This is a genomic window from Bacteroides hominis (genome assembly GCF_033042785.2).
Taxonomy (GTDB): Bacteria; Bacteroidota; Bacteroidia; order Bacteroidales; family Bacteroidaceae; genus Bacteroides; species Bacteroides hominis.
In genome coordinates this window covers 5,150,589-5,170,150 of the sequence record NZ_CP178829.1, presented here as the reverse complement: position 1 = coordinate 5,170,150, position 19,562 = coordinate 5,150,589, and the positions used below count along the sequence as shown (strand labels likewise).

The following is a 19,562-nucleotide window of genomic DNA, read 5'->3' as shown; positions in this document are numbered from 1 at the left end:
AAGAAGAGAGGCTGCCGTCCAAGCAGCCTCTTTTCATTCAATCCTCTTTTTATAACTTATTACTATGTATACAGCATTTCAGCTTCTTGATAAAATAAATTCTCACATTTCAGATATCCGGTTTACACGCACACCGGTTGGTTTGTATGACCCTGTTAAATACGTACTTTCCATGGGGGGAAAACGCATTCGCCCTGTTCTGATGTTAATGGCATACAATCTCTATAAGGAGGATGTTACTTCTGTTTATGATCCTGCTACGGCAATTGAAGTTTATCATAATTATACTCTTTTGCATGACGACTTGATGGATCGGGCCGATATGCGCCGTGGAAAAACAACGGTTCATAAAGTCTGGAATGACAATACTGCAATTTTGTCGGGAGATGCCATGATGGTGCTGGCTTATCAGTATATGGCAAGCTGTTCTTCAGAGTATCTGAAAGAGGTTATGGACTTGTTTAGCCTGACAGCACTTGAGATTTGCGAAGGTCAGCAGATGGATATGGGGTTTGAGTCCCGCGATGATGTGAAAGAAGAGGAATATCTGGAAATGATCCGTTTGAAAACTGCCGTTCTATTGGCGGCCAGTTTGAAAATCGGAGCTATTTTGGGAGGAGCTTCCCGTGAAGATGCTGAAAATCTATATGATTTCGGCATGCAGATTGGGGTTGCTTTCCAATTGCAGGATGATTTGCTGGATGTATATGGCGATTCAGCCGTGTTTGGTAAAAATATCGGTGGTGATATTTTATGCAATAAGAAAACATATATGTTGATTAAAGCATTGGAACGGGCCGATCGGAATCAGTTGGATGAACTGAACCGTTGGTTGAATGCGACTTCATTCTGTGCCGAAGAAAAAATCGGTGCTGTAACCGAGTTGTACAATCAGATAGGTATCAAAGCTGTCTGTGAAAACAAGATGCGTGAGTACTATACTCGTGCGATGACCAGTCTGGGGGCCGTATCTGTCATAGAAGATAGGAAAAGTGAGCTGAAAAAGCTGATGAAGCATTTAATGTACCGCGAGATGTAATATAACGATGCCTTATAGACGTTTGCCAAATACTGATCAAGCCAGGATACGGGCGCTGAAAGCAGCGGTCGTAAAGGGGGACGTATGTAATGTCTATGATTTGGCCGTTTCGTTAAAGACATTGGGGGAAGCACGTATGTTTCTGGCTAAATTTGAGGCTGCGCATTCTTATTATGTACACTGTTATGGCGAACAGAGCAGAAACAGTAAGAAGCATCAGGCCAATGTAAAAGCGGCCCGTCTTTATATTTCTCACTTTATACAAGTTTTGAACCTGGCAGTGATTCGAGCCGAAATTAAAGAATCCCATAAAGATATGTACAGCTTGCCTATGGATAATTTCGGCGTGCCCGACTTGAACAGTGAGGCTTCTATAGCCGAGTGGGGACAGAAAATCATAGAAGGAGAGCGGCAACGTACTTCCCGGGGAGGCATACCTATCTATAACCCGACGATTGCCAAAGTGAAAGTACATTATGATATATTCATGGAAGGTTATGAGAAGCAGAAAAACCTTCAACTCCTCACAAATCGTAGCTTAGAACAACTTTCGTCTATGCGTGCGCAGGCTGACCGGTTGATTCTCGATATCTGGAATCAGGTGGAGGCCAAATACCAGGAGGTACTGCCTAATGAAAAGCGGTTGGAGAAATGTCGTGATTACGGTCTGATTTATTATTACCGGACCGGTGAAAAACAAACTAAAGAGATTCTTTAAAATATGCTTGTCGATTCACATTCCCATCTTTTTCTGGAAGAATTTGCCGAAGATTTGCCTTTGGTAATGGAGCGTGCCCGTGCTGCCGGTGTTACGCATATTTTTATGCCCAATATAGACAGTACGACAATCGAACCTATGTTGTCGGTTTGTGATACCTATCGTGACTTTTGTTTCCCGATGATCGGGTTGCATCCTACTTCCGTGAACGATTCGTATGAAAAAGAACTTGAAATAGTGGCTAATTACCTGGCAACTTCGGAACGATTTGTGGCCGTAGGAGAGATCGGGATCGATCTTTACTGGGACAAAACCTGGTTGAAAGAACAGTTGATTGTTTTTGAGAAACAGGTTCAGTGGGCCCTTCAGTACCAGTTGCCGATTGTCATTCATTGCCGTGAAGCTTTTGATTATATATATAAGGTATTGCAGCCTTATAAAAGCAGTGGCTTGACCGGCATTTTTCATAGTTTCACCGGGACGTCCGAAGAAGCTGCCCGGATGATGGAGTTCTCCGGGTTTAAGATTGGCATAAATGGTGTGGTCACTTTCAAAAAGTCAACTCTGCCGGAAGCGTTTAAACATATTCCGTTGGAACGCATTGTGCTGGAAACGGATTCTCCTTACCTCACACCGGTCCCTAACCGTGGGAAGAGGAATGAGAGTGCGAATGTGAAAGATACATTAATAAAAGTTGCCGAAATATACAAGGAAGATCCCGAAAAAGTTGCGGAATTGACTGCTATCAGCGCATTGAAAGTGTTTGGAATACTCAAATAAGCTCTGTTAGATTTTAAATTTTATTAATTTAGTGGATTTATTAAAGATAAAAGAAGGATAATGCTGCAGAAGAAGAAAAAAAAGAATACATTTGTAGCTGAAAACGCTTGTGGTTCGCATTTTTTTTGTAATTTGCACCCGATTTGAGGAAAGCACCAATTGGAGAGATGCTCGAGTGGTTGAAGAGGCACGCCTGGAAAGCGTGTATACGCCAAAAGTGTATCGCGGGTTCGAATCCCGCTCTCTCCGCAGGAAATATTAAACAAAAGACGATAAGTAAATACAATAATAATAATTTAATTAATTAATCTTAAAAATTAGACACACAATGAAAAAGTTATTTGCAATTGTTGCTGTGATGGGAGTCTTAACATTTGGCTCAACTCAACTCGTTCAGGCTCAGGATGCTGCTGCTACCGAACAAGCTGCTCCTGCAGCAGACAAACCGGTTGCTGACGCTGTAGCTGAGGCTGCTGAAGCTTCTGCTCCTCTTGCTGGTGCTGAAGAAGAAGGTGGTATCCACAAAGAAATTAAAGTAAAATTCATCGAAGGTACTGCATCTTTCATGAGTTTGGTTGCTATCGCATTGGTTATTGGTTTGGCTTTCTGTATTGAACGTATCATTTACTTGAGCTTGGCTGAAATCAACACAAAGAAATTTATGTCTTCTATCGAAGCTGCTTTGGAAAAAGGTGATGTTGAAGCTGCTAAAGATATCGCTCGTAACACGAGAGGTCCTGTTGCTTCTATCTATTATCAAGGTTTGATGAGAATCGACCAAGGCATCGACGTGGTTGAGAAATCTGTAGTATCTTATGGTGGCGTTCAGGCTGGTTACCTTGAAAAAGGATGCTCTTGGATCACACTGTTCATCGCGATGGCTCCGTCATTGGGATTCTTGGGTACTGTAGTAGGTATGGTTATGGCATTCGATAAAATCCAACAGCAGGGTGATATCTCTCCGACAGTTGTTGCTGGTGGTATGAAGGTTGCCTTGATTACTACTATCTTCGGTTTGGTTGTAGCTTTGATCCTTCAGGTATTCTATAACTACATCCTTGCTAAAATTGAAGCTCTTACAAGCGAAATGGAAGACTCTTCTATCTCTTTGCTTGACATGGTAATCAAATATAACTTGAAATACAAAAAATAATCTGAGATGAGTAAGTTAACATATAAAGTATCGTATTACGTACTATACGCGATGTTTGCTCTTATCGTGATCGTATTGGGTCTTTTCTATTTTGGTGGACAAATGGAAACTCCGCTTGTATACGACATGGATAATCCTGCAAACACAGATGCCTTGCTGTACCTGATGTACGGTCTGTTTGGCATTGCTGTAGTTGCAACTGTTGTTGCTGCTATCTTCCAGTTCGGTTCTGCTTTGAAAGACAATCCTAAGGGTGCTATCAGATCATTGCTCGGACTTATTCTTCTTGTTCTTGTATTGGTTGTAGCATGGTCTATGGGTAGTGGTGAAACACTGACAATTCAGGGATATGAAGGAACTGACAATGTTCCTTTCTGGTTGAAACTGACTGATATGTTCCTTTACAGTATTTATTTCTTGTTGTTGGTAACAGTTGTTGCTATCATCGGAAGTAGTATTAAAAAGAAATTATCATAACTAATTGGGGAAACTCAATAAAATACAGTAACTACAATGGCAAAAGGAAATAGAAAAGTTCCTGAAATTAATTCAAGTTCAACAGCGGATATTGCATTCTTATTGCTTATCTTCTTCTTGATTACGACATCTATGGATACTGACCGTGGTTTGGCAAGACAATTGCCTCCACCTCCCGATAAGGATCAGGTTGACAATGACATCGTTGTTAAGGATCGTAACGTTCTGCAGATTTTTCTGAACTTTCAGAATCAGTTGATGTGCGGTGGCGAAGTTGTTGATGTGAAGCAATTGAGGGAAAAAGCCAAAGAATTCATTGCCAATCCATATAACGATGAAAAATTACCGGAAAAACATGCGAAAGATGTGCCTTTCTTTGGTAATACCATGGTTACGGAGAATCATGTAATTTCTTTGCAGAGTGACCGCGGATCTTCTTATCAGGCTTATTTTGATGTTCAAAATGAGCTGGTTGCTGCTTACAACGAGTTAAGAGATGAATTGGCTCAGGAAAAGTGGCAGAAGAATTATGCTGAGTTGAATGAAGACCAGCAGAAAGCTATTCGTGAAATTTTTCCTCAGAAGATCTCTGAGGCTGAACCTAAAGGAGTTAAAAAGAATAATTAATGGGAAAATTTAATAAAACAGGTAAGCGCGGGATGCCTACGCTGAATACTTCTTCTCTACCTGACTTGATCTTTACATTGTTGTTCTTCTTTATGATTGTAACAACAATGCGTGAAGTTTCTTTGAAGGTTGAGTTTAAGATTCCGCAAGGTACTGAGTTGGAAAAGCTTGAAAAGAAATCTTTGGTTACGTTTATCTATGTAGGTAAACCGACAGCAGAGTTTCGTAAAAAACTGGGGTCTGAAAGCCGTATCCAGTTGAATGACGCATATGCTGAAGTTGACGAAATTCAGGCTTACGTAACTAACGAGCGCTCAAGTATGAAAGAGGAAGACCAACCCTTTATGACTGTGTCTTTGAAAATTGACCAGGATACAAAAATGGGTATCGTTACCGATATTAAACAGGCTCTTCGTCAAGCTTATGCACTGAAAATTAACTATTCTGCGAGAGCTCGCGAATAAGTTATTCTATACATAGAAAAGGCCGTCTGATTTGTTTCAGACGGCCTTTTTTTATGAGATACCCGGACTTTATCGCTTTCAGCTCTTATAGGACTAATATCCCTCGGGAATTATATGGGTTGCCTGTATGTATTTAGTGGCGATATCGTAACTCCTGTATGGGCGATTACACAGACTCACATGCAGATATAAAGATTGAAATAGTCGATAATCTTGATAAGACCTGTGAAGTCTGTGTAATTCGTACAGTGGTTAATGTATTCCTTTTCGTTGGTTTGAGATGATCTTATTTACCTGTATAGAATTCTATGATTCGTTTGATGGATCTCTGGCAAACCGGACAGAATGTGGGATATTCATTTGTGCGCATGCGGCAATCGAATGCCGGACGATAGATACCTTTAGCTGAGTAACCTCCTCCTTCGTATACACCTGTGGGGTATTTGGCTTTATCTGCTACCGGAGTCGGAACCGGGGTGTCTTTAGTGAGCATATCTTCCCATTTGGAAGCGAAGTTGACACGTGTGGTTATGTTTTGTTCCCATGGTTCGATACTGAGTGGATAGAGGCCGTTCATCACATCTTCGTCATAGAAGTATTCATCGGCCAGACCACCGAAACTATGTCCGAACTCGTGTACCACTACCGGGCGGAAATTGGGGTGATGTGCGGTGGTTAATGTGAAAGCATTGTAGATGCCGCCTCCGCCATATTGCTCTGTATTGGCGAGGATTATGATATGTTCATAGGGAATGCCTGCCAATGCGTCGTTAATTGCTTTTACACGACTGGTAGTCAGATAGCGGTCAGAGTAGAAAGTATCGAAGTGCGAACCGAAGGCAGTATGTTTCCATGCTCCCTGTTTCGGAGCACTGACTCCGCTGTCTGCGGAAGGACTGGCTACGGCTATGATATTGAAACGGTTCTTCATAGACTGGAACGGTTCGTGCGAAAATAGTGCTTCGCATGCCACGGCTGCATCTTTATAGAAAGTTTCCATTTCGGCTGTGGTATATCCTTCGGCCAGGATTGCCACATCGATACATTGTTCTTCGTTTCCGCTTTTCAGCAAATATTTGTGTGGGGTGATGTGTGTGAGTCCTTTTTTATGTATCAGGATATCATCGGGCTTAACGATATGTTTCAGGCTTGCGCTTACTTCGTGTTTGTTGTTGCGCAGCGTGATTTCTACTTCCGCCGGTTTTACAGGGTAGGGCAGGAGATAAGTATTCTCAAATCCTTTGGTTACTTCTTTAGCTTCGTCTGTCTCCAGCCATTCCTGGAATAGTGAGGAAAACGAAGTGGTATAGATAACTTTTCCACTTTCCACATCACGCATGACAATTTGCCCGTTTCCTTCCAGTGGTAATTCTGCAAGATGATGCCGTCTGCCTGCCCATGTGGGCAGTTCCGAAAGTTCGTCGAGACAAATTGATTGCTTTTCCGCATTTCCGGTGAAAAGATAATCGACGCGCAGTGTTTTGTTCGTAAAGTAGTCCGAAAAGTTTTGTGCGTATGCACATCCTGTCACGAAAAGACAGGTGAATAAGGTCAATATTAGCTTCATATCGTGTGAATTTATTGTTTTTACAAAGGTACGAACTATTGCCGATTTATTCTATTTTTACAAATAAAAGTAATAAACTATAGTATTTATTGCCGGGGAAATAACTAACTTTGCATTAGAGATTGATATATTAAAACAAATTGATTTAAAATGGGACATCATCAATTAGATACTTTAGACGAGCAGATTCTGAAGTTGATTGCCGACAATGCCCGCATTCCGTTTCTGGAAGTGGCAAGAGCGTGCAACGTTTCGGGTGCGGCTATTCATCAACGCATACAGAAGTTGACTAATCTGGGTATATTGAAAGGTTCGGAGTATGTTATCGACCCGGAGAAGATTGGGTATGAGACATGTGCTTATATTGGAATTTATCTGAAAGATCCTGAGTCGTTCGATTCCGTGACCAAAGCTTTGGAAGCGATTCCGGAAGTAGTGGAATGTCATTTCACCACCGGGAAATACGATATGTTTATCAAGATATACGCAAGGAACAACCATCACCTTCTGAGTGTGATTCATGATAAACTTCAACCGTTGGGATTGGCTCGTACGGAGACGCTTATTTCATTCCATGAAGCTATCAAGCGGCAAATGCCGATCATGGTAGAAACGGACGAGGATTAAGTTTATCCCCGAACGTAATCTACGAAAGCATATGAGCAGAGATGTTTCTCATCCGCAGGATGGACTTCTCTGCTTTTTTCGTGCCATATAGTCGTATCCACAGCCGGGAAAAAGGCATCTGCTTCCGGGGCTGTGTCATCAACTTCGGTCAGGCATAGTTCGTCGGCCAAAGGCATGGCTTGGCGGTAGACACTTGCTCCTCCGATGATGTATACTTTCTCTTCTTCCTGACAACTCTTCAAAGCGGCCTCCAGCGAAGTGAACACCTCTGCTCCGGGACATTCGGTTGCCGGATTGGAAGAGAGTACCACATTCCGTCGATTGGGTAACGCTCCTTTAGGAAGCGATTCGAAAGTTTTTCGTCCCATTATGATTGTGTTTCCTGTGGTCAGTGCCTTGAAACGTTTCAGGTCGTTGGGCAGCCAGAATAAAAGCTTGTTTTGAAATCCTATGGCCATTCGATGGTCTACAGCGGCAATAATGCTAATTCTACTCATAGTCCGGTGGAGTTATGTTATACCGCAACTTTCCCTGCAATGTGCGGGTGCGGATCGTAGTTTACTAATTCAAAATCCTCAAACCGGAAGTCGAAGATACTTTTCACATCCGGATTTATTTTCATCTGCGGCAGTGTACGGGGCTCCCGGCTAAGTTGCAGTTTCACCTGTTCCAAATGATTCAGGTAGATATGTGCATCACCCAGCGTGTGGATGAACTCTCCCGCTTTCAAACCGGTGACTTGCGCCATCATCTGTAGCAGCAGTGCATAGGAGGCTATGTTGAACGGTACACCCAGGAAGATATCGGCGCTGCGCTGGTAGAGTTGCAGGCTCAATCGTCCGTTCGCTACGTAAAACTGAAAGAACGCGTGGCAGGGAGGGAGGTTCATGTGATCCAGATCACCGACGTTCCAGGCACTGACGATGATGCGGCGTGAATCCGGATTGTGCTTGATGGCATCCACCGCTTCACTGATCTGGTCGATGAATCCGCCGTCATAGTTGGGCCACGAACGCCACTGATAACCATAAATATGTCCCAGGTCGCCCTTCTCGTCCGCCCATTCGTTCCAGATGCGTACACCGTGGTCCTGCAGATATTTCACATTTGTGTCTCCTTTCAGGAACCACAACAGTTCGTAAATGATCGATTTCAGATGAAGTTTCTTGGTAGTGAGGCAAGGGAAGCCTTCGTCCAGGTCGAAACGCATCTGGTGTCCGAAGACACTGATGGTTCCCGTTCCGGTGCGGTCACCTTTTTCTGTTCCTTCTGCCAACACCCGGTTGAGCAGATCTAAATATTGTTTCATATGGATGGTTATACTTTTTGAGTTACTAAAAATTCCTGCCAAAGTTACAAAAACAGCCCGAATAACTTACAGGAACGGTGTGAATAAGTTCGCAAACCAACATTTAAACTTTTTCCAGGCCGATTTTTGTCTCCACATTTCTGGAGTCAGGCGGGTGCAATGCAGGGTGTCGGCTTCAAAAACGTCATTCAACTGCTGAGTGATGTTCTTGTCGAAAATGAAGGCATTCGTTTCATAATCGTATCGCAGGCTCCGGCTGTTCAGGTTAGCTGTACCTACGGTGCAGAACAGATCGTCCACCATCATGATCTTTGAGTGGTGGAATCCACCGTTGTACAGATAGATATTTGCCCCCTTTTTCATCAGTTTCTGCACGGCATAGAGCGAGGCATCCGGTGTGAAAGGGATATCCGATTTGGAAGAAATCATGATCTCTACTTTCGTTCCCCGGTTCAGTGCCCTTTTGAGGGCCTTGCGGATGGATGAAGTCGGAACGAAGTATGGATTCACGATGCGTACATCGTGTTGCGCGGCATAGATAGACATGGCATACGTGTGGCTCAGCATTCGGGAGTTCCGTTTGGGAGTACGGTCTACGATTGCGATGATTGTGTTGCAACTGTCTGCACGTTCCGGATGATTCGGGAAATATTCTTCGCCCACGATGTTTTGTTTGGTAGTCTTGTTCCAGATGTCGAGGAAGATTTCTTGCAGAATATTCACCGCGTCACCTTCGATCCGGATGTGCATATCGCGCCAGGTACCTATCTTGGGTAGCCCGTTGATGTAGTAATCCGCAATATTCATTCCGCCCGTATATCCTATTTTTCCGTCGATGACCGCAATCTTCCGATGGTCACGATGGGCTGCATGATTGATATACGGGAACTTGAACGGATCGAATTTTACGATTTCGATTCCTTTCTCCCGGATTGCTTTCAGATGCTTCTTTTTGAGCGGCTTGTTGTTCGACCAGTTACCGAATGCATCGAACAATGCCCGTACCTTGACACCCTCTTTTACTTTTTCGCCGAGCAGGTCGAACAGTGCATTGGCTATGGAGTCGTTACGGAAATTGAAATATTCCAGATGAATGTGATGCTTCGCTCCGCGGATGGCTTCGAACAAGTCTTCAAATTTCTCCCGCCCGCTTTTGATAAGTTTCACCTTATTATTGTCAGTGATAGGGATGTTAGAGTACTCGAGGAACTGCATGACAAGGGAGTCGCTTCGAATAAATTGTGTAGTGTCCTCCCGCTGCATCAGCAGGCTGTCAATATTCTGTGTTCGGGCAGTGCCTATAGAGAGAATGGTCGCTATTATTAAAACGTATAATTTCAAAACCTCAGTCTTTATTTAGTTTACAAGGAAACAAAGATACAACATCTCTGTTCTTGGCTTCTTTTTGTCAAGAGCAGATTTAGTATATATTAACAGTGGGTCGCTTTTTCGGGGAAGAATAGGAGTAATGCTTGATAACATCAGGAGATAATTGATTTACTCCTGATGTTATCGGGTGGAAGAGCCGGGCTTCGGGGGCGAAAGCTTACTGCTTTTGGCAGGAATACACCGTCTTCCGGACCGAAAGACACCGTCTGTTTCCTCCGGACGCACCGTCTTCCGGAAGATCTGCCGGTGATACCACAAAAAAAGGGAAGAGTTGCAACTCTTCCCTTTTACCTCATATTAAATTGAATATATTGTATGTATCTTGTTTACAAAGATAACGCATCCTGATCCTGAAAGCAAGTTTTTTACCTGTTTTTTAGGGCTGTTGCGCACAAATCCCTGTACGGCTTCCGGATTATCTCCGCATCAAGCCATAGACCATGCCTTGCGTGCTCCGAAGAAAGCGAGTACCAGAATGGCGATATAGAGAGATTTCGGATCGAATCCCGCCGTAAGCCCGTGTTGTACCATGGATACAAAAACTTCGCGCAGCGTACTGATAGTGGCTTGCAGACCTCCGAAGGCGAAGAACAGGATGACGCACAATACTGTGCAGACCGTTCCCCATACCTGGATCAACCGGTGGTTTCGTCCCGGTAGATTACGCATGACGCGGCGGCTGAACCCATTATCTTTTACTTCTTGTTTTTGCTCGCTGAAGAATTGCTTCAGGAGTTTATCATCTGTTTCCGTCATAACCGTTTTGTTTTAAGTAAATTGCCAATTTGTCTTTAGCCCTCGACAGGTGCGATTTGACCGTTCCTACCGGGCATCCCGTTATTCCCGCAATCTTTTCTATACTGACATCTTCCATATAGAACAAAGTGATACAGGTGCGTTCTATTTCTTTCAGCGTTCTGAGTGATTGGTAAACATCCATCTGTTCGCCCACGTTCACTTGTTCGGTGCTGTTGACAGCATCCACTTCACGGGCATCCAGATCCGTTGTTTCCTTTCGGCTGCGAATATAATCATAAAATACGTTATAAGCAATTCTGTAAAGCCATGTTGAGAAACTTGAAAGGTTTTTAAAGTTTGCAATGTTTGTGTAGGCTTTTATAAACGTATCTTGTGCCAGATCGTCGCTCAGTTCGCTGTCGCCGCAGGTCAGGTTCAGGAAGAAGCGCCGGACGGGCGACTGATACTTCTGTACCAATTGGTCGAAGGCCCTGGTGTTTCTGAACACCACGACCTGTGCGACTAACGATATATCATTGAGCTGGCTCATTTCTGTTCATTCTGGGTTTCGTCTCTGTGTGTAGGAGTTGTGAAAGGGTCTTCCGGGCGTCCGTGCTGCTGGTTGCGTGAGATGATCCACTGCCCGATTCCGGTGAACAACACCAGCAATCCGATACATCCTATGCTGAATTCGTCTGTGATGGTCCAAAGGAAGATGAACAGTCCGATTCCGGTACAGATGTTCTTGATGCCTTTCGTCCGGTAGTCCTGTGGCAGGCTATCTTTGAAGATTCCTTCCGGCAGGGGTTGTCCGGTTGCCAGTGCCTGTTCCATCAGTTTGTACTTTGCTTTCCGGTTTTTGTATCGGAAGTAGAAAGCAACGAATACGATAAAGAAAGGGAATCCGAATATCAGTATGACGACTATTAAACCTGTCAGTATACCTCCGTTAATAGCTCCTTTGCCCATATTGAACGGAAATTCGTTTCCGAAATCGAAGCTGCTGCTCTGGTAGTCGGTGTCTACGGTACTGCTGTCCACAATGTCCGTGTATTCAGCAACGAAGGTAGAGTCTGAAGAGTCATTGTTGTTTTGGGTGATGGTTTGGTTCTGTGCCATTGCCAGCGAACAGAAGGTCATAGCTACCATCAAAGCGATAAAGATACGTTTCATATTACTGTTGTTTTTTTAATTGTTTTTGTTTATTTGTCTGTTAGACGTAGTTCATAGTGCAGAAAGTTGCAAAGAGACGAAATATTTTTGATATTTGCAGCTATTAATACACAAAAGTGATGGAGCTACAAATCATACAGAGCAAGATTTACGAGATACGGGGGCAGAAAGTGATGCTGGATTTTGATCTGGCAGGGTTGTATCAGGTAGAAACCCGTGTTCTGAATCAGGCAGTAAAGAGGAATAGTAAAAGGTTTCCTGTCGATTTTATGTTCCAATTGAATGCGGAAGAATGGGAAATCTTGAAGTCACAAATTGTGATATCAAGTTGGGGAGGTACCCGCAAGCTTCCTTTTGCTTTTACCGAACAGGGGCTGGCCATGCTTTCCGGGGTGTTGAACAGTGATATTGCCATCGAAGTGAATATCTCCATTATGCGCGCTTTTGTGGCTGTCCGCCAATTGGTTTCGGCTCTTCCGGTGAATGATATCACCAGGTTGCAAAATGAAATCAAAGAATTAAAAGAATATGTAGAAGGGGCATTTGCCGATTACAATGACATCAATGAAGATACGAGGATGCAATTAGAATTGATTAATCAGGCAATTGCCGAGTTGCAGGTCAATGACAAACGACCGGACGGGAAATCCCGTAATCCGATCGGTTTTATATCTTATAATAAAGGAGAATGAAATTACCTATATCATTTATCGAATCGACCCGTGCGCTGATGGGGGATGAAGAGTATCAGAAATTATCCGTTGCATTGGAGCAAGAGCCGCCTGTTAGTGTCCGGCTGAACAGCAAGTTTACTGATTCGCTGTCCTGTTCTTCCATTTCAGGGCGCATTCCCTGGGCGGCAGGAGGATATTATCTCAATCAGCGGCTGACGTTCACCTTCGATCCCCTTTTTCATGCCGGATGCTATTACGTGCAGGAGGCCTCGTCGATGTTTGTGGAACAGGTGTTGCGCCGGTATGTCACGGCTCCGGTGAAAATGCTCGATCTCTGCGCCGCTCCCGGGGGGAAGTCTACTCATGCCCGCAGCCTGTTGCCGGACGGGAGCCTGTTAGTGGCCAACGAGGTCATCCGTAACCGCTCGCAGATATTAGCAGAGAATCTGACGAAATGGGGACATCCCGATGTTGTGGTTACCAATAATGACCCTTCTGATTTTTCGCGGATCGGTTCCTTCTTCGATGTCATATTGGCTGATGTGCCCTGTTCGGGTGAAGGGATGTTTCGTAAAGATCCCGGTGCCATAGAAGAGTGGAGCCCTGAAAACGTGGAAATCTGCTGGCAACGCCAACGCAGGATTATCACCGACATCTGGCCTTGTCTGAAACCGGGAGGAATCCTGATTTACAGTACCTGTACCTATAATACTCGGGAAGACGAAGAGAACATTGCCTGGATCAGGCAGGAATTCGGAGCAGAACCGCTGCCACTTACCGTTCCCGAAGAGTGGAACATTACCGGTGGTTTGCTCGTCGGGGCCGATGCGCCTGTCTACCGCTTCCTGCCTCATAAAACACAGGGAGAAGGTTTTTTCCTCGCCGTGCTTCGCAAGCCGGAAGAAGCAGAAGAAACGGATGGAGGCTTCCATTTTCCGAAGAAAAAGAAGCCGAAAGGTGAAACGGCTGCTTCATCGGTATCCAAAGAGAATCTGGCCGTTGCCAGAGGCTGGTTGCCAACTTCCGACAAGTATGATTTGTTGGTGAACGGTGCTGTGATTACTGCTTTTCCTGCACTTTTTCTGGATGATTTAGCTATGCTTCGTTCGTCTCTCCGCATTGTCCAGGCAGGCACGGAAGTAGCCGAAGTCAAAGGGAAAGATCTGATTCCGGCACATGGGCTTGCCATGAGCCGTCTGCTGGAAACATCGCTTTTCCCGACCGAAGAGCTGACTTACGAACAAGCCATTGCCTATCTGCGGAAAGAAGCCATCACCCTCTCCCCTTCTGTTCCCAGAGGATACGTGCTGGTCACTTATAAAAAGACACCTTTAGGATTTGTGAAGAACATCGGCAATCGCGCCAATAATCTTTATCCGCAAGAGTGGCGTATCCGAAGCGGATATTTGCCCGAGGACATACGGACATTATGATAGTTCACTCAATATTCACACAAACAAGCTTATTAATGAAAACAAACTTTTATCATCTTTTGGTCTGGCTGGTTGCTTTTAGTATAGGTGTTCCGGCTATGGCTCAGACTGGTACGGAAAGGGTAAAACCTTTCAGTCATTTATCTGTTTCGCTGAATGCGGGAACACTGGGAGGAGGATTGCAGGTGGCTGCTCCGTTGAACGATTATCTGGGACTTCGTGCCGGATTCTCTTTGTTGAAGTTCAATTATAATTATGATTATGACGGAACCTATGAAGGTCCGTTGCCGGCAAATGCCCGTGTCGGTAATGTGGATACGGATAGATATTATACGGTTCCTTTGAAGGCCAAAGCAAATATGGCAAACGGAATGGTGTTGCTTGATTATTTCCCGTTCAGAAGATCAGTCTTCCATGTGACTGCCGGACTGCTTTTCGGAACATCGTCCATCCTGAAAGTGTCGGGTGAGACAGACGAACGGATTGAGGTGGGAGATATTATCATCGAGCCGGGAGCGGACGGACGTGTGGAAGCTGCTCTGAAAACCAATGCCGTGAAGCCTTACGTCGGACTCGGATTCGGGCGTTCGGTGGCTCACTCACGCGTAGGTTTCAAGTTCGAATTGGGAGCTATGTTCCATGGCAATCCGAAGATTGAAGCAACTACCGGAAAAATCGTGGAAGATGCGGTTGACCAGGAACTGAGCCGTTTCAATAAATTCCTGAAAAACTTTAAGGCTTATCCCGTACTGAACTTCCAGTTATCTTATCGGATATTCTGACGGACTTTCAGTTGGGGTGTCAAAAGTCTTTTTTACCACGGACTACACAGATTCTCATAGATAATTCATTTTGATAATCAACAGCTTGCAATTCAATCTATGTTAATCTGCGTAATCTGTGGTGAAAAGGGGGGCAACCCAACTCTTATAGTTTATTCTTATATATCTTTGCCATGGCCTTCTGATACTGGTTCTCCAGTTGCAGATAGTTCTGTTTGCTCTGATATACTACCGATACTTCTACAAAATATTCTATCATACTGATTTGTCCGCCTGTCAGTGCTTGTTTCAGCAAAGATAAATCCTGTTGCGCCTGAAAGGTTTTCTCGTATTCTTCCATTGAAGTACGTAGTGTGTGGGCTTCGCGGTAAAGTTGTGTCAGTTCCGATTCCACCTGTACCGAAGTATTGGCCCGTTGCAAGTCGATGTTCAGTGACTGTGCTTTGGCTATCTTCACTTTGTTGCGGTTCTCAAACAGGGGGAATGAGAAACCTACGACAACTCCGTTGAAAGGCTCGCCCGATTCGGTATTCCGACGGTATCCCAGTTCCAGCTTCGGAAGCCATTGCGATTTGTTGACTGTGATTTGTTTGCGGGCGGCGGCACTTTCACTGTTGAGAGCCTGCAGTGTGTAGTCCGATGCCAGAACTTCCGTTTTCAGTTCTTCGTAATTGGTAGGAAAGATAACAGCCGGATAGTCGGAGTCTTCAAACACGACTGGTATGTTTCCGTTCAGTGCCGTCAGCTCCTGTATTTTATTTCGAAGGGCCGTTTCGTTTAACGATGCTTCTGTTTTCACGTTCAGCAGTTCCAGATTGATCTTATTGGTTTCGATCACGTTGGCATCTCCTGTTTGCAAACGTTTGGCATACATGGCAGATAGCTCCTCGGCGTTTCGCAAACGTTCTGCCAGTATCTGTTGTTGCTTGCGCAACATGATGATATCCAGACAAACATCTTTAGCCTGTAACAGGATACTTTGGCGGAATACATTTTTTTGCCCGTCAAAAGCACCGGACTTCAGTCGGTTCAGTTGATTGCGGGTGGCATACAGGCTCGGAAAGTCGAAACTTTGGGAGACTACAAGCTCACCGATCGTATTATTCTTATCTTTGTTGTTCCACAAATGGGCATACGAAAGGGTAGGGTCAGGCAGATTATTGTCCGTCCGGGCTTCCAGCTTTTGTGAGGCAATCAATTGTGCGTTGGCTTGCAACTCTTTATTATTGGTTTCGATGTTGCGCAGTACCCCGTCTATACCGGTTTGTGCCTGCAATCCGGATAGCGCAAAGAGGGTGGCGGCAAGTATGGTTATTCGTTTCATATGATTATTGGGGTTTATGGCTTCACATCTCTGAGGGTATATCGAAATTCGTATTCACCACAGAGTATCACAGAGTTCCACATCTGTGGTGCATGATGACACACTCTCAGGAGTGAGGCCTTTTATTATTTTCTTTTTCCGTTCATCATCAGATAAACAATCGGGATAATAAATCCGTTCAGGAAAGTCGACGTCAACAGACCGCCCAGGATTACCTTTGCCATCGGACTTTGAATTTCGTTACCGGGCAGACTTCCGCTTAATGCCAGCGGTATCAGTGCCAGAGCGGACGAGAGGGCTGTCATTACAATCGGGTTCAGACGGTCGAGTGATCCACGGATAACGCTGTCGTATACTCCCAATCCTTCTACCTGTTGCAGGTGGTTGTAATGGCTGATAAGCAACATACCGTTACGTGTGGCGATACCAAACAGCGAAATGAAACCGATGATGGCCGGGATGCTGATTTCTCCCGTTGTGATCAGCAAGGCAAACACACCTCCGATCAGTGCCAGAGGCAGGTTTATCAGGATGACCGCCGACTCCTTCACGCTGCGGAACTCATGATACAGCAGCAAGAAGATCACTACAATGGACATGAATGAGGTCAGTGCCAGAGTGCGGCTGGCTGCCTGCTCGCTTTCAAATTGTCCGCCGTATTCGATGTGATAACCTTCGGGGAGCTTGATTTGTTCGTCCACCTGCTTTTGAATATCATTTACCACACTTCGCAAGTCACGATCGGCTACGTTGGCAGAGATGACGATTTTGCGTTTTACGTTTTCGCGGTTGATGGTATTCGGCCCCATAGCCGAAACTACGTCGGCAATGTAACTCAACGGCACTTTCTTTCCGTCCTGTGTGTCTACCATCAGGTTGCGTATCTTTTCGGCTTCGTCACGGAAATTGTTTTCCACTTTCACAATCAGGTCGAAGCTCTTACCCTGTTCGTATACTTGCGAAATCACTTCACCGGCCAATGCCACATTAATATATTCAGAGAATTCCGGCAGAGTAATGCCATATTTAGCCAGCATTTCCCGTTTGGGGGTGATCTTCAATTGCGGACGTTCGATCTGCTGTTCTACGTTCAGGTCGGCGATGCCCGGAATGTTGCCGATAGCCCCTTTTATCTGGTTGCCCAGAGAGAACATCTTGTTCAGGTCGTCACCGAACAGTTTGATGGCGATATTGGCTTTGGTACCACTGAGCATAGCGTCGATACGATGGCTGATGGGCTGTCCTATTTCGATATTTGCTCCGGTGATGGTACCTAATTTCTCTCGTACATCCGCCATCAGTTCGGTACGCGAGCGGTCTTTCAGTTCGAATGGCGCTTCTATTTCCGATACGTTCACACCTAAGGCATGTTCGTCCAGTTCGGCACGTCCGGTCTTGCGGGCCACTGTCTGTATCTCGGGGATGGATAGCAGAAGTTCCTCGGCACGGTGTCCCATCTTATCGCTCTCTTCGAGTGAGATACCCGGCAACGAACTGATGTTGATAGTGAACGACCCCTCGTTGAACGGCGGAAGGAACGAGCGTCCCAAAGTGAAGAAGAATCCCAGAGCGATGATGAATAGCCCGATGGTGCTTCCTAAAGTTACGCGTTTGTGGGATAATACCCAAGTCAGTGCTTTTTCATACCCTCCTTTCATCCAGCGCGCTACGAGGGCCTCTTTCGGGAGTTTGTCCCCTTTGTCTTTACCCAGCAGATAAGAGCAAAGTACCGGGGTCAGTGTCAATGCCACTATCGTCGAGGCAAATAATGCTACGATGAAGGCAATGCCCAGCGGAACCAGCATGCGTCCTTCCATACCGGAAAGGAAGAAGAGAGGCACAAAGCTGACGACAATAATCAGCGTAGAGTTCAGGATAGGCATACGAACCTCTTTGGAAGCGTTGAATACCACCTGGATAACCGAAAGGCGTTCACTCTCGGGCAGGAGGCGGTTCTCACGCAACCGTTTGTATACGTTTTCTACATCGACAATGGCGTCGTCCACCAGCGAACCGATGGCGATGGCCATACCTCCCAGACTCATGGTATTGATGGTCAGTCCCATGAAGTGTAAGGTAAGGATGGAGACAAGCAGTGAGAGAGGCAGTGTCACCAGTGAAATGACCGTAGTCCGAACATTGGCAAGGAACAGGAACAAGACGATGACTACAAAGATGCCGCCCTCAAAGAGTGACTTCTTTACATTGCTGATGGAGCTCTCGATGAAACGGCTCTGGCGGAAAATGTCGGTAGATACTTTTACATCCGGTGGCAGATTCTTTTGCAGGTCTTTCAATGAAGCTTCCAGTTTATCGGTCAGTTCCAACGTACTGGTGGAAGGTTGTTTGGTGACGGTCATCAGTACTGCGGGTTTTCCTCTTTCCGAGGCGGTACCCAGTTTGGGAGCTTTCGGCCCAATCCGGACATCGGCTATGTCTTCCAGCAGTACGGGTACGCTATTGATGCTTTTTACCACTGCTTTGCCCAACTGATCTACTTTAGCGGTAGAAAGTACGCCGCGTACAATGTACTCGTTGCCATACTCGTAAAGTACTCCTCCGTTTGCATTCAGGTTCATTCCCCGGGTGACGGTCATCACCTCGTTCATCGATACACCGTAATGACGCATACGTTCCGGATCGAGTTGAATCTGATATTCTTTCAATTCACCTCCCAATACGGCTACCTGTGCTACACCTCCGGTAGAGAGCAGGCGCGGACGGATGGTCCAGTCGGCAATGGTGCGCAGGTCGAGCATGGAAGTCGAGTCGGCTGTTAATCCGATAATCAGGACTTCACCCAGAATGGACGACTGTGGTCCCAGTGTCGGTTTACCTACATTCGAAGGAAGTTCTTCGCCTACGATGGCCAGCTTTTCGCTTACAATCTGGCGGGCGAGGTATATGTCGGTTCCCCAGTCGAATTCTACCCATACGACAGAGAATCCGTTGGTCGAAGACGAACGTACACGGCGCACACCGGTGGCACCGTTTACGGCTGTTTCTACGGGAAAAGTCACGAGTTGTTCCACCTCTTCGGCTGCCATACCGTTGGCTTCGGTCATAATGACCACCGTCGGGGCATTGAGATCGGGGAACACGTCTACTTCGGTATGCATGGCGGTATAAGTTCCGCCAATCAGCAACAGTACCGAGGCTACAAGCACCAGGATACGGTTCTGAAGTGAGAAATGTATGATTTTATTTAACACAATATTCTTTGTTTATAGTTTGTAACCTATGATTGCCGGACTTACTTCGATTATAAATCTTCCAATCGTAAATCTT

General features: G+C 45.3%; 20 protein-coding genes and 1 tRNA gene. 12 read left to right on the top strand and 9 right to left on the bottom strand.

Annotated features, from left to right (window positions below):
• Positions 1 to 64 precede the first annotated feature (64 nt).
• The 8 genes from R3O62_RS21810 to R3O62_RS21775 all read left to right on the top strand — a co-directional run bounded on the left by R3O62_RS21810 (position 65) and on the right by R3O62_RS21775 (position 5,258).
• Positions 65 to 1,039 (top strand): polyprenyl synthetase family protein, encoded by a 975-nt coding sequence (locus R3O62_RS21810; RefSeq protein WP_005808299.1) that lies wholly within the window; start codon positions 65 to 67, stop codon positions 1,037 to 1,039.
• 7 nt (positions 1,040 to 1,046) lie between these two features.
• Positions 1,047 to 1,757, top strand: coding sequence for a hypothetical protein (locus R3O62_RS21805; RefSeq protein ID WP_005808297.1), 711 nt, complete (start codon positions 1,047 to 1,049; stop codon positions 1,755 to 1,757).
• A 3-nt stretch (positions 1,758 to 1,760) separates the two neighbouring features.
• Positions 1,761 to 2,537, top strand: coding sequence for a TatD family hydrolase (locus R3O62_RS21800; protein WP_317472508.1), 777 nt, complete (start codon positions 1,761 to 1,763; stop codon positions 2,535 to 2,537).
• A gap of 161 nt (positions 2,538 to 2,698) precedes the next feature.
• Positions 2,699 to 2,786, top strand: a tRNA-Ser gene (locus tag R3O62_RS21795).
• 79 nt (positions 2,787 to 2,865) lie between these two features.
• A complete protein-coding gene (locus R3O62_RS21790; RefSeq protein ID WP_005808294.1) occupies positions 2,866 to 3,690 on the top strand; it encodes a MotA/TolQ/ExbB proton channel family protein in 825 nt (274 codons plus the stop codon).
• 6 nt (positions 3,691 to 3,696) lie between these two features.
• Positions 3,697 to 4,167: a hypothetical protein gene (locus R3O62_RS21785; RefSeq protein WP_005781263.1), complete on the top strand. Its 471-nt coding sequence runs from the start codon at positions 3,697 to 3,699 to the stop codon at positions 4,165 to 4,167.
• Between the two features lie 36 nt (positions 4,168 to 4,203).
• Entirely contained in the window at positions 4,204 to 4,794 is a 591-nt protein-coding gene (locus R3O62_RS21780) for an ExbD/TolR family protein (protein ID WP_005781261.1), read from the top strand.
• A complete protein-coding gene (locus tag R3O62_RS21775; protein ID WP_005781259.1) occupies positions 4,794 to 5,258 on the top strand; it encodes an ExbD/TolR family protein in 465 nt (154 codons plus the stop codon). The genes R3O62_RS21780 and R3O62_RS21775 overlap by 1 nt, the downstream gene beginning before the upstream one ends.
• Positions 5,259 to 5,544: 286 nt before the next feature.
• Here R3O62_RS21775 and R3O62_RS21770 read toward each other — a convergent pair whose 3' ends face one another.
• The gene (locus tag R3O62_RS21770) at positions 5,545 to 6,825 is read right to left on the bottom strand and encodes an IgA Peptidase M64 (RefSeq protein ID WP_005808289.1); all 1,281 of its coding nucleotides are present in this window, start codon (positions 6,823 to 6,825) and stop codon (positions 5,545 to 5,547) included.
• A 150-nt stretch (positions 6,826 to 6,975) separates the two neighbouring features.
• Here R3O62_RS21770 and R3O62_RS21765 point away from each other — a divergent pair, with 150 nt between their 5' ends.
• Complete coding sequence (locus tag R3O62_RS21765) at positions 6,976 to 7,452, top strand: Lrp/AsnC family transcriptional regulator (RefSeq protein WP_005781250.1); 477 nt, start codon at positions 6,976 to 6,978, stop codon at positions 7,450 to 7,452.
• Positions 7,453 to 7,454: 2 nt separating this feature from the next.
• Here the strand turns inward: R3O62_RS21765 and R3O62_RS21760 are convergent, their stop codons facing one another.
• The 6 genes from R3O62_RS21760 to R3O62_RS21735 form a co-directional block, all read right to left on the bottom strand.
• Positions 7,455 to 7,949, bottom strand: coding sequence for a dihydrofolate reductase (locus R3O62_RS21760; RefSeq protein WP_032531964.1), 495 nt, complete (start codon positions 7,947 to 7,949; stop codon positions 7,455 to 7,457).
• A gap of 17 nt (positions 7,950 to 7,966) precedes the next feature.
• Positions 7,967 to 8,761 (bottom strand): thymidylate synthase, encoded by a 795-nt coding sequence (locus R3O62_RS21755; RefSeq protein WP_005781248.1) that lies wholly within the window; start codon positions 8,759 to 8,761, stop codon positions 7,967 to 7,969.
• A gap of 66 nt (positions 8,762 to 8,827) precedes the next feature.
• Complete coding sequence (gene cls, locus R3O62_RS21750; protein WP_032531962.1) at positions 8,828 to 10,102, bottom strand: cardiolipin synthase; 1,275 nt, start codon at positions 10,100 to 10,102, stop codon at positions 8,828 to 8,830.
• 474 nt (positions 10,103 to 10,576) lie between these two features.
• The gene (locus R3O62_RS21745; protein ID WP_032531961.1) at positions 10,577 to 10,906 is read right to left on the bottom strand and encodes a DUF5056 domain-containing protein; all 330 of its coding nucleotides are present in this window, start codon (positions 10,904 to 10,906) and stop codon (positions 10,577 to 10,579) included.
• Positions 10,890 to 11,438, bottom strand: coding sequence for an RNA polymerase sigma factor (locus tag R3O62_RS21740; RefSeq protein ID WP_005808274.1), 549 nt, complete (start codon positions 11,436 to 11,438; stop codon positions 10,890 to 10,892). Before R3O62_RS21740 ends, R3O62_RS21745 begins: the two co-directional genes overlap by 17 nt.
• Positions 11,435 to 12,061, bottom strand: coding sequence for a DUF6249 domain-containing protein (locus R3O62_RS21735; RefSeq protein ID WP_005808272.1), 627 nt, complete (start codon positions 12,059 to 12,061; stop codon positions 11,435 to 11,437). The genes R3O62_RS21740 and R3O62_RS21735 overlap by 4 nt, the downstream gene beginning before the upstream one ends.
• A 119-nt stretch (positions 12,062 to 12,180) precedes the next feature.
• Between R3O62_RS21735 and R3O62_RS21730 the strand changes: the two genes are divergently transcribed.
• Genes R3O62_RS21730 through R3O62_RS21720 form a run of 3 tightly spaced genes read left to right on the top strand, consistent with a single transcriptional unit; the run spans position 12,181 to position 14,950 of the window.
• The gene (locus R3O62_RS21730; RefSeq protein WP_022011680.1) at positions 12,181 to 12,753 is read left to right on the top strand and encodes an ORF6N domain-containing protein; all 573 of its coding nucleotides are present in this window, start codon (positions 12,181 to 12,183) and stop codon (positions 12,751 to 12,753) included.
• The gene (locus R3O62_RS21725; RefSeq protein WP_032531959.1) at positions 12,750 to 14,168 is read left to right on the top strand and encodes a methyltransferase RsmF C-terminal domain-like protein; all 1,419 of its coding nucleotides are present in this window, start codon (positions 12,750 to 12,752) and stop codon (positions 14,166 to 14,168) included. The genes R3O62_RS21730 and R3O62_RS21725 overlap by 4 nt, the downstream gene beginning before the upstream one ends.
• Positions 14,169 to 14,203: 35 nt before the next feature.
• Positions 14,204 to 14,950 carry a hypothetical protein gene (locus R3O62_RS21720; RefSeq protein ID WP_317472507.1) on the top strand — a complete coding sequence of 249 codons (747 nt, stop codon included), beginning with the start codon at positions 14,204 to 14,206 and terminating at the stop codon, positions 14,948 to 14,950.
• Positions 14,951 to 15,095: 145 nt separating this feature from the next.
• Here R3O62_RS21720 and R3O62_RS21715 read toward each other — a convergent pair whose 3' ends face one another.
• The gene (locus R3O62_RS21715) at positions 15,096 to 16,274 is read right to left on the bottom strand and encodes a TolC family protein (protein WP_005781236.1); all 1,179 of its coding nucleotides are present in this window, start codon (positions 16,272 to 16,274) and stop codon (positions 15,096 to 15,098) included.
• Positions 16,275 to 16,399: 125 nt separating this feature from the next.
• Complete coding sequence (locus tag R3O62_RS21710; protein WP_227560286.1) at positions 16,400 to 19,486, bottom strand: efflux RND transporter permease subunit; 3,087 nt, start codon at positions 19,484 to 19,486, stop codon at positions 16,400 to 16,402.
• Between the last annotated feature and the right edge of the window lie 76 nt (positions 19,487 to 19,562).